The sequence below is a fragment of the Bacteroides sp. 1_1_30 genome (assembly GCF_020982715.1).
Lineage (GTDB): Bacteria > Bacteroidota > Bacteroidia > Bacteroidales > Bacteroidaceae > Bacteroides > Bacteroides xylanisolvens.
Genome location: NZ_JAJKHN010000018.1, coordinates 1 through 11,290, shown reverse-complemented (window position 1 = coordinate 11,290; position 11,290 = coordinate 1). Strand labels below are relative to the sequence as shown.

The following is an 11,290-nucleotide window of genomic DNA, read 5'->3' as shown; positions in this document are numbered from 1 at the left end:
ACAAGTAGTTCACAATTACTGAGGCTCATACGGGAAGATACGGCCAATATCGTCCCGTATTTTTGTCTTTAAGGATCTTTGTTTTTCATGGCAATAAGTTTTGTTTTTTAAGGTTTTATATTTTCCAATACTAAATAAATATCTCTATTTTTATCTTTTCTTTACCGGCAGTTCCATTATTGTTCAGATAACGCCAACGTACTTTTGAAGAGACACTGATAAAATTGAGTATCTGTTCTAGATTCCGGTTGGTAAATGTACCGGAGAATGAGTCGTCATGAGGAACATTCTCCCGAACGACAAATTCAGCATTGTATCTATCCGCTAAGATATCCAGTGCATCCCGTAGGGAGGTCTGCCGGAAAATGATTTTGCCATCTTTCCATGAAAGCTCCCTTTCACCGGAAGTTGTATAGAGTTCAGTCTTTCCATCCTGGAAATAATAGACCAGCTTCTGTCCCGGAACCATCACAATATACTGCGGTTGCTGACTAGCGTTGTTAAATTCAAAATTAACTTTTCCTTCAACTAATGTAGTAATTACCTCATCGGCTTCTTTGTATGCCTTTACATTGAACTTTGTGCCCAGAACTTTTATGGCAGACTGGTGAGCCGTAGAGACTATAAACTGTTTTTCCGGATCTTTCCGAACATCAAAATAGGCTTCTCCGTCAAGTTCCACCTTACGTGTACGGGAAGAAAAACAATTCGGAAAAGTTAATGTACTTTTCCCATTCACCCATACTGTAGTTCCGTCAGCAAGTGTCACCAATGTGCGTTGTCCGGCAGGAACGTAAACAGTCTGCATTTCTATATCCTCTTTTTGGAGAACCTGTATCATTGCATAACTTAATCCGAAAGCTACAACAAATACTGCCGCAATCCGCAAGATTCGTTGTGTAACAGGATGCAATGAAATTGTCTTTTTTGTCTTCTTTGAGAATGCGTCTGTGTCTTGCCATATGAATGCATCATAACTCTTACGAAGAGAAATGAATTCTTTAAGATTGGCTGCATCTGCATCAATCCATGTAGCAACGTCTTCCTTTTCCTTTTGGGATGCCTTGCCTGCAATATATTTTAATAGTAATTCCTTATCCATACAATAAATAATTTATAAGTTATGAGAATAGGGGTATTATTCCCCCTTTCATTAAGAATACCACTCACTAAAGAGATTCCCTAGTAAGAAATGTGATTTTTTTGTTAGTGCTTAAAAAAATAGCAAACAAGGAGGCCTTTTCCTTCTTTTCAGATGAAAAAGAAAAGGAATGGAGCATAATCTTTTAGATTATCACGCAGCATTTTAACTGCTCTGCTGATATGATATTCTACTCCTTTTACACTAATGCCCAGTTCTTCGGCTATTTCTTTATGGGATTTTCCATCTAGGCGATCGTGGATGAAAGCAATACGAGTTTTTTCCGGCATACTCTCTAGTAATGCATGCACTTTTGCCCGTAATTCTTCTGATAATATTTCCTTCGGGTCACATGCTTCCAATGTTGATATACGAATTTCCAATTCACGCTGTCCCTTATCAAGCAAAGTTTGAAAAACATTCTCTTGTGCTTGTATATGTTTCAGGTAATTGAGTGATTTGCTGCGAATATAAGTAATCAAAATCGCTTCAACACTTGGGATTTCCCGTTCTTTACTTAGTTCCCATAAATGGATAATGGCTTCTGATACAATATCTTCTGCTACTAAATCATTATGGACATAGGACAAGGTAAATAGGAAGGCTTTCCTATAATAAGCAGTATATATCGAGTTGAAATTGATTTGAGCCATTCCAGTATATCCATAAGTATTAAACGCTGCAAAGAAATACATTTTACTCATAAAAAGGAAACTTTTTAGAGAAAATTTAAATTTAGCTAAAATACCTTTTCCTTATAAAGAAGAAAAGAAATGCCTTGATTATAATTTGCACGTCAGCATTAATCTTCCTTCTGAGGTACTGGCAAAAACATTTAGATGGAAAAGATATAAACAGGGTAAATAGTAACTTCTTCATAAAACAAACATAAATAAAAGAAACCTGCTTACCCAAAGAATATTATCTTTTCAGTAAGCAGGCTTTCACTCATATTCAAAAATGCAAAGAGCAAAATCTCTCACAAATTTGTGTGTTCCATTAATTGATAGCTATCGGAGCATCCAACGTCTTAATAGTAATTCCATTTGTAGTACCGTTTATACGCCCTGTGGCATCTTTGATAACTCCACCTTCCTGAGTCTCCGATCCGTCTAGTTTATAATAAAGTGCCAAGCCTTCTGAAGCAGGGTCAACACCCAGCATATTCTGCTTAAGTTGATTTTCCGTACGGGCTACACTCCAAACACGGACTTCACTCATTTTACCATGGAATGGACGTTCACCCCATTTGAAACCATAGATTCTACCAATATAAAAACCCATATCCGAATTCGGATCAAAACCGTCAATCCCCCAATCTGAACCAGCCCATTTCTCACCATTTACATAAATGCCTGTTTTTCCTGTCGGTTGATCATAAGTCAACGCTACATGATACCAACGATTTGTTAACAACGGTTTCGTTACACGGTAGTTCTGTCTTCCGGCCACTTCCAAATAATCTTTAGGAGTAATTCCTCCTCCCGCATCACCGATACGGAGGATCATCACACCTTCGGTTCCCATAATCGTATTATTATCGAGGAAATAATCCACATTAATCAATGCTTCGTAAGTGAATGACGAGAAGAAAGTACCGACAGGGAACTTCACAGAAATATAGTGATTACTGAAGTTACCAGCTTTGGTAATTTTCAACGGTTTGGAGAAAAAGAAATATGCAATGTTTGTTCCGGAAAGAGTCGACACCGAAGACGAATGCACCCGCATAGGCAAAACATACGAGTTCCCGGCTTTCAAAGCTTCTAAACCGGAAAGTTCGACTTCTACATTATCCGCATACAATTTTCCACTCGAAATAGAAGATGTCGTACTGCTTAGCTTTACCTGCGAAACATCAAGCATCTCATAATTTGTGCCATACTTTGCATTGTATTCGTCTACTACACTTGGTTCGGCTACACTATATGATACGTCTACCTGAGAGGAAGTTGCTGACGAGAGTCTTGAAACCAGATCAAATGTCATTACATCCATTTCATCTTCCACCGAGAAATTATATTCCTTGCTTTCGAAATAAACCTTAGGCTCCAGCAGGTCATTCATGCTGTCGTTGCAAGCGCCCAACAATAACGCCATACTACCTACCATCAAATAATAGAATATATGTTTATTCATCATCTTTTTACTGTTTTAGAATTTTATAAGTCCACTTATTCCTGCGGTTTATTTTCCGCTTCGTTTTGTTTCGCTTTCCATTCATTGAAAACCCGCTGATTGATTTGAATAGCCTGACGCATCCATTTATAATTTGGCGTATTGTCATAATCATTATCGAAGCGATAAGCTCCTACTCCACCTTTATAACCTTCTCGCGGCATAGCAGCTGCCTGCTTCAGCAATTGACCTCCATTAGTGGCATACTTTTCAAAGTTCTCTGTGCAGATTATTTTCTTAGGATCAACGCCATAACCATCAAAACCGGGATTGGAACTACCATAACTTTGTATAATCCAATAATCGACATACTCATCCAATTCATGGGTAAGCCCATAAATATTTCCATCAATACAGATCATTTTATGTCCTTTACCTTCCGGATCGCTTTTCGGGCCAATGTAATTATTCATTTCTTTAACCAAATGAATCAAATGCTTATTCTGACTCAATGTGCCATCCATATCAAACACACCACTACCGATTTCCCAGTCTACATCATAACCGTCCCATTCGTTTGCATACAAAGAATCGCACAGAGCTTTGGCAAACTTCGCCAGACATGCATAATGGTTTTCACTTTCAAACTGACCTTCAAATCCCCAATATTTCCAACGGGCTTGTTTCTTCGCCGTTTCCAATTGAGCCGCCGACCAGCCTTCTTCCTCCGCTTGTTTTTCCACTTCGAGGTATACCGAATTTGGTGTCGCACCCTTACCAAGATAAGAAAGCAGACTTACCTGCAACAGTTTCGTTCCTTTCACCTTTTGCACAAACTCTTTATCTGCCTTCTGCTCCGGAGTGATTTCATAACGTCCTGGAGCGCCACTCCACATTGAAACAAAATCCATACTATCGGGCATAGCAGAGAGATATCCTCTTCGATAAGCTCCAGCAGGCGCCCAATTGGAATACCATCCGAAAGCTACGGGACGATTGTAATTCCAAGCAGTCGCCTTATAGGCGCGCAGATTGGCATAATATGCCTCACTCTCCGCATTGTTCATTGTGGCATACCCGCCTATATGGTCTATCTCAATATTCTCCACATCCATGCAAGAAGTTACCATCATGCCTGTCAATGGAATAATATATAACAATTTTCTTAATGATTTCATATTCTTCATCTGTATTAAAATGATACATGTAGGTTATCTCTTACAATCCCACCACAAACGGGTAGAAGACTTATCTTCGCCACCTGCACCGTTATTGAACAACTTCAAGGCTGCTTCATAAATAGCCTTTCCCTCGTTAGTCTGAGAAAAACTGGTGGGATAAATCATACGGCGAATACCGCCCTCAAGAGTTGCGCCTTGCACTGCTCCTTTCAAAGTCTTAATGACATTCAACTTCGGATAACCGGTTCTTCTCCATTCCGTCCACGCTTCCTGTCCGTTAGGAAACAAAGCAATCCACTTCTGAATCATAATTTTTTCCAACTTCTGCTCTGGTGTTCCTTCAAACTTGGCAGTAGTCTCACACGGAGCAGAAAGTGTTTGCCCATACTGATAATGGGAAAAAACATATGCCCGAGGTGACAAATTGGAATTCATATAATCGTCTACAGGATCGGTCACACCATTCTCCTGAAAAGACATATCAATGCCCTGTTTATACCATGAATCCGCACTGCCGAAACCTTCCCACACTAAAGCTGCTTCCGCACGCAAAAAATAAACTTCCGATGCACGCAGCCAATATGTAGGAGTTCCACTTTGAATATTGGGCTTTGAGCAAGATTTGTAGATGTCATTCTGCGCATTGGCATGCCCTGCCGGCACCGCTTGATACGTTTTTCCGTCGAAAGCCTCAACACCATAAGAGGCATTACCATCCATCGGCAAAAAATAAACGCTCAAACGCGGGTCTTCATATCCCATCAGATAAGAAAAGATGGAAGAACCCATACGAGCTTCATTATAGTTGCCTGCCAACCATTCAATGTTGTTGCGGAAAGTCATACCCGCTCCTTGACTCATTTGAGCCGCATCATCCTTAGCCGTCATCACGCCAATAGAATGATTCACTGCTTGAGTAGCATACTTTTTCGCCAGTTCCGCATCAGCGAAGCGGACACGCATAGCCAAACGAAGCATCAGCGAATTGCCGTATTTCACCCATTTGGTAGCATCTCCGGCATATACCGCATCATAAGCACCCATTACATTCACCCCATTTTCCGCCTTTTCTGTTAATTCTTCAATGGCTGAGGTCAATTCTTCAAACATCGCCGTATATACCTCTTTCTCCGAATCGAACGGAATGTTCATTGTAGCGTCCGCCGCATGAGAATAAGGCATCGGACCGAAACTTTCAAGTGTCTTGTGCCAAGCGGAAATCTTCAGAATTTGAGCCAAAGCAAAGACTTCGGGCGTACCATTTTTCTCGGACGCTATTTTCAATTTCTTCCAAGGATCAAGAGCATTGGTATAAGACTGTGTATAGGTCGCTTTTATCCAATTGTCCAACAAATAATAAGTAGTATTGTTACTACCTGCGTTCCAACCGTTACTGTTGTTCTCGCCAAAAAATCCACTCCAATTATCGGCCGACAGATGATAAGCTATTTGATATTCATTGATAACATCTGTATCATCAGCCTGTGTGCCTACGGGAATCACTGTCCGTTGCATAGCTGTAATCAGCCCTCCGACTTCAAAACCATCCATCGCACCTTCTCCGTCGCTCATCTCAAATTGGTTGGTATTGATTTCTTCAAAATTGCATGAGGCAAATAGCGTCATTGCGCATATCACCGCTAATAGTTTAAAATGATTCATTTTTCTCATAATAAAGAAGGTGTATTATAATTTAAATTTAATACCGAAGCCAAAGCTACGAACACTCGGTTGCATAAAATAATCATTACCTTGTCCGTAAGTACTAGTGGAAGGAGTCAGTTCCGGATCGAACGGAGCTTCGCAATACAACATCCAAGGATTGTTGGCTATAAACGAAACTGTAACATCTTTCAACACGTTACCAAACCACTTATTAGGCATAGTATAGCTAAAGGTAAGTTCTTGCAAACGAATATTGGTGGCACTGTATACATAGTAACCGGAAGTTTCATAATTTCCCGTACCTGTCATCTGATAATAAGACTTCGCATCTACCAGACCTTGTCCCTTCAACAATACGCCTCCCGCTTCACGAGCCTCAGCCGAACGTTTGGACACACCGTAACGATCAAGCAATGCCTCTGTAGAAGAGGTCACCACACCACCAAAACGCCCGTTGATTTGGAATCCGAGTCCAAAGCCTTTGTATGTCAACATATTACTCCATCCCAGATTAAAGTCAGGAGAAGTTTTTCCCAAATAAACAGGTTCCCCCTTTTCCATTCCAAAGGTTCCGTCGCTCTTTACCTCAACATATCCCAAGTGGTCTTTCTTTAAGAAGGTGTTGGCATAAATATCGTGGATACTTCCGCCTTCTTTCAAGATGACACGACCACCATCCTTCAAAACCTCCGGAATATTAATCGGTTCATCCATCAAATCCGTATGATAGTTTTCAACCATCTCCTTAATCTCATTTATATTACGAGAGAATGTCAATGTTGAAGAGATTCCTAATCCGAACTTAAACCGATCGGAATAGCTTAATGAAGCCTCCCAACCACGATTTTCCACATTACCGGCCTGCAAATAAATCTGCTTGTATCCGGTATATTCCGGAAGATCACCCAAGAAGGTCTGATTGTATGTATTAGAATGATAGTAGGTTACCTCCGCACTTAATTTATTCCACAACTTCAGACTTAATCCAAATTCGTATGACTTTGTACGCTCTGCCTTGAAATCAGTAAACGGATAGATACCGGTAGGATCTAATGCACCACCCACAATAGGGGTAGTTACCGTACCCGGAGTCAGTCCCGAACGGGATACAGGCGCACCGACTTCCGTATACGAACCGCGAACTTTCAGGTAAGAGATAAATTCGGGCAATTTGACCATCTCGGAAATAATCCCGGACAGACCGATTGAGGGATAGAAGAAAGATTCTTCATCGGTATTCACCAAACGTGAATTCCAGTCATTACGTCCGGTCAGCGTCAAATAAAGCATACTCTTCCAACCAAGTTCCAAATTGGCAAAAACAGCATGATTACGTACACGACTATCACCACCCTTTTCTGAGATACGACCATTAGCCGGATCGATATTAGAAGCCGCAAATTTATTGGGCACTCCCAATAATGTCCCTTTGTATCCTCTCTCCAATGCCCAATAGTTAGAATAGTTCCAACCCGCATTGGCAGAAATACTGAAATCAGCTATATGTTTATTTACGTTCAACATAAAGTCGGCATATTCCTGACGGTCTTCATAGTTATTGTATCCATACAGTCCTTTCTTTCCTTCCGCAAATTTATCGTCGGATGAAGCGTAAATCTTGCGTTCAAACAATACATGTGTGTCATCCATTCTGAAACGGGCTGTCGCATTCAACCAATCGGTAATATTATAAGTCAACCCTACGTTGAACATATAACGACTCTTTTCATTCGTAGCTACATTGCGATAAGCAGTCCAGTAAGGGTTCTGTGAAGCATATACCGGATCTGCCACCGGCCAATACTGAACCGGAAGTTGGCGACTTTCATCGAAATGTTCGAATGACTTAATTCCATTAAAGTCTTCACCACGAGGGAATAAATAGGCGGCCATCACCGGATTCCAATATTGTCCTTGCGATACCATATTCTTGTCTTTCTGTTTCACATACGACGCACCTAAATCGAGTTGTAATTTATCATTAAGGAAAGTTGCCGTATTACGGATTGTGAAATTCAAACGATCATATTCATTATTAGGCACAATACCTTTGGAATTGGTAGAAGAAACAGAAGCAAAAGTCTGATTCGATTTCGTCCCGGTGGTCAACGTTACCGAATTAATAAAGTTTGTTCCGGTATTAAAGAAATCCTTCTTAGGATCATAACTTGTAGGAGTCAACAGTTTCTCACCCCAGCTTTCATACATATCTTTTTTGTTACCATACGTATTTTGAAACTCAGGAGTCATATAAGCTTTGCTGAACTCTGAAGAAGAAGAGAACTGCACTGAAAGTTTTCCTTCTTTTCCTTTTTTAGTGGTAATCAAAATTACACCGTTAGCGGCACTACTACCATACAACGCAGCAGCCGAAGGACCACTCAAAACAGAAAGACTTTCAATATCTTCGGGATTGAAGTCGGCGATTCCTTCTGTTCCGGCCTTACCTTCACCCATAATACCACTGTCGGTATTTCCCATATTGGTATTGAACAAAGGAATACCGTCCACCACATACAAAGCATTGTTATCACCTTCAATAGATTTTGCACCACGCATTACAACACGTGTCGCACCACCAACTCCACTAGCACTTTTGTTAATACTCACTCCGGCTATCTTACCGTTCAGCGAGTTTACGAAGTTAGCATCTTTTACTGTAGTCAGAGCATCTCCCTTGACTTGTTGTACATTGTAAGACAACGCCTTTTCTGCACGTTTGATACCCAATGCCGTCACAACAACTTCATCGAGCACTTCTGTATCCTGCTTCATTACAACCGGATAGAAATCTTTCTTGGAAACAGGAATTATCTGTGCAGCATATCCGATATAAGATACTTTGAGAATAGATTTCTCTGCCGCCTTGATCGTAAAGTTACCATCGAAATCGGTAATCGTACCTGTAGAACTACCATCCACAGATATATTTACTCCAATCAACGGTTCACCGCTTTCATCAGTAACCTTTCCTTTGATATTTTTAAGGGTTTGTGCAACTACAGGCTTCTTTTCAGCTATTATGATGTAGTTACCTTGAATCTGGAATGAAAAGCCCGTCCCTTTTAAGATGGTATCAAGTGCGGTCTCGAGGGATGCATTCTGCAAGTTTAACTGGGCTATTACTTTTCCTTTTAATTCGGAATCACTATAATTTATAGACTTTTTGGACTGTTTTTCCACAGTTTTTAAGGCATCAATGACAGTGATGTTCTTCTGCTGGATAGTTATTTTACTATCATTTTGAGCCAAAGCGAAAGTCTGTATAAGAATAAGACTTAAAAAAGTGAGAAAGACCCGCTTATGAGCTATTTTTTCTGCTATTTTTTCGTAGATTTGTAGCATCTTTAGTATTAGTTAATTGGTTATTATTCTAGGATCATTCAGAATAGCGTCAATATTACGCTAATATTAAAAGAGATTGATTTCATATCCGGGAGGAACGGCCATTCCTTCCGGGTATTTTTTTGCATTACGTATTAAATTTAAAAGGTTCTACAATATATTTATTCTTTACTAGTTACATAGCACTTATTTCCCTTGATAACATAGTTTACATTTCCTACAACTTGCGATATAATCTTCATAACTTCCTCCAGATTCGCCTGTTTGGAGAAGCGGAAACTATATGTATTCTTTTTCAAGCTATGAAGGCTATATACAAAAGCATAAGGAAATTTGCGTTCAAGACTTGTAAAAATATCCTCCAGATACATATTACTAAAAACCAATTCCCCACGTTGCCATGCCGTCACATCATCTATCTCAGGCATCCGCAGATTGTGCGCTTTCGTATGTTTGTCATATACCAACTGTTCATTAGGCTTTAAAATAATATTGGACAGCAAGTTATTGAATTCAACTTTCACACTACCTTCCAGCAAAGTAGCCATCAGTTCGCTATTTTCCGGATAAGCATTTACATTAAATTCAGTACCTAAAGCAGTAACTTGATAATCATTGGCCTTTACAATGAAAGGATGCTTCTTATCCGGTTTCACTTTAAAGTTGGCCTCACCAATCAAATATACGCTTCTAGTCTCTCCTGTAAATTTTTCCGGATATAGTAGTATACTCTTCGAATTCAGCATGACATTTGTACCATCCGGTAATGTAAGTTCACGAATTTCCGCTGTCGGTATATAGCATTCAACTAAATCTTTTTCCGGCCGTTCCTTTTCCAACATCAAATAAATAGAAACGGATGAGACTGCTAACAAGAAAATAGCTGCAGCTCTCCATATAAGTAACTGGTAATTTCTACGTGAAGTGATAGACTGCATTCCCAGATTCTGCCGCATTCGTTGTATTGATTGTTGCATGCCATCAGGCACTTTCTGCTCTCCTGCTTGTTTCCAAAGCTCACGAAGAGCCTCACTCTTTTCATCAACATGCTCCTCATCAGCCAACCACTGTTGCACTTTCTTCTGTGTTCCGGCTGAATAGCTATTATGGCCGAATAATTCTATGAGTTGTTGAATATAATTTTTCATGAATCTTTTTCTTTCTTTTTTGGGCTTTATACACTAAATACAACTACTACATACATACTACTTAAAAATATTAGAGAAAAAAAATAAAAAAGAGGAGTACCTTCTTTAATTCGATCAATGCCAAATAAACCTGATGCTCTATTGTTCGGATAGAAACATCGAGTTTATCAGCTATTTCTTTATGACTTAATCCCCTGAAACGACTAAGTTCGAATATCAACCTCCGACGCTTCGGCATTTTCTCCAGGGTGAGTTGAATAATCATCAACATCTCCTTATAATATACGTTATTCAAGATCTCTTCCTTTTCTGTTAATTCATAAAGAAGAGTCTTCTCTATAACTTCCGACTGATATTCCTGTTCTACCTGTTGATGTTTAAAGATATTCAGAACTATATTTCTAGTCATTATAAAAATATAATTGTCTAGTTCTTTATCATTATCCAGCCACAACTCAGGCTGCAACCAGAGCTTACAGAAAACATCTTGAGCCACATCTTCTGCATCCGCTTCCGATTTTAGCAGCATTTGAGCAAAGTTCTTTACCTTTGGAAAATTTACAGTGAAAAACCTCTGAAACTTTAATTCAATCTGCCTGTCATTATTCTCCATCTCTCTAGTATTTTTCAGTGTTAGCGGTTAAATCAAATATTACATATATTTAGGTCTAAGGAATGATTCAATATAATAT

Annotated in this window: 8 protein-coding genes; all 8 read right to left on the bottom strand. The window is 39.5% G+C overall.

The features are described 5' to 3' along the window. Nucleotides 1-130 precede the first annotated feature (130 nt). The gene (locus LPH68_RS06895; protein ID WP_151923198.1) at nt 131-1,102 is read right to left on the bottom strand and encodes a FecR family protein; all 972 of its coding nucleotides are present in this window, start codon (nt 1,100-1,102) and stop codon (nt 131-133) included. A 149-nt stretch (nt 1,103-1,251) separates the two neighbouring features. Continuing rightward, complete coding sequence (locus tag LPH68_RS06890; RefSeq protein WP_008770350.1) at nt 1,252-1,794, bottom strand: RNA polymerase sigma-70 factor; 543 nt, start codon at nt 1,792-1,794, stop codon at nt 1,252-1,254. 346 nt (nt 1,795-2,140) lie between these two features. Continuing rightward, the gene (locus LPH68_RS06885) at nt 2,141-3,283 is read right to left on the bottom strand and encodes a DUF1735 and LamG domain-containing protein (protein ID WP_004310490.1); all 1,143 of its coding nucleotides are present in this window, start codon (nt 3,281-3,283) and stop codon (nt 2,141-2,143) included. Nucleotides 3,284-3,315: 32 nt separating this feature from the next. Beyond that, entirely contained in the window at nt 3,316-4,437 is a 1,122-nt protein-coding gene (locus LPH68_RS06880; RefSeq protein WP_004310491.1) for a glycoside hydrolase family 18, read from the bottom strand. Between the two features lie 33 nt (nt 4,438-4,470). Further along, the gene (locus tag LPH68_RS06875; protein ID WP_230296889.1) at nt 4,471-6,111 is read right to left on the bottom strand and encodes a SusD/RagB family nutrient-binding outer membrane lipoprotein; all 1,641 of its coding nucleotides are present in this window, start codon (nt 6,109-6,111) and stop codon (nt 4,471-4,473) included. 15 nt (nt 6,112-6,126) lie between these two features. Then, nucleotides 6,127-9,450, bottom strand: a complete 3,324-nt coding sequence (locus tag LPH68_RS06870) for a TonB-dependent receptor (protein ID WP_151923197.1) — start codon at nt 9,448-9,450, stop codon at nt 6,127-6,129. A 161-nt stretch (nt 9,451-9,611) separates the two neighbouring features. Continuing rightward, on the bottom strand, nt 9,612-10,598 hold the full coding sequence (locus LPH68_RS06865; protein WP_230296888.1) for a FecR family protein: 987 nt from the start codon (nt 10,596-10,598) through the stop codon (nt 9,612-9,614). Between the two features lie 70 nt (nt 10,599-10,668). Next, entirely contained in the window at nt 10,669-11,211 is a 543-nt protein-coding gene (locus tag LPH68_RS06860; RefSeq protein WP_004314638.1) for an RNA polymerase sigma-70 factor, read from the bottom strand. Nucleotides 11,212-11,290: the final 79 nt, after the last annotated feature.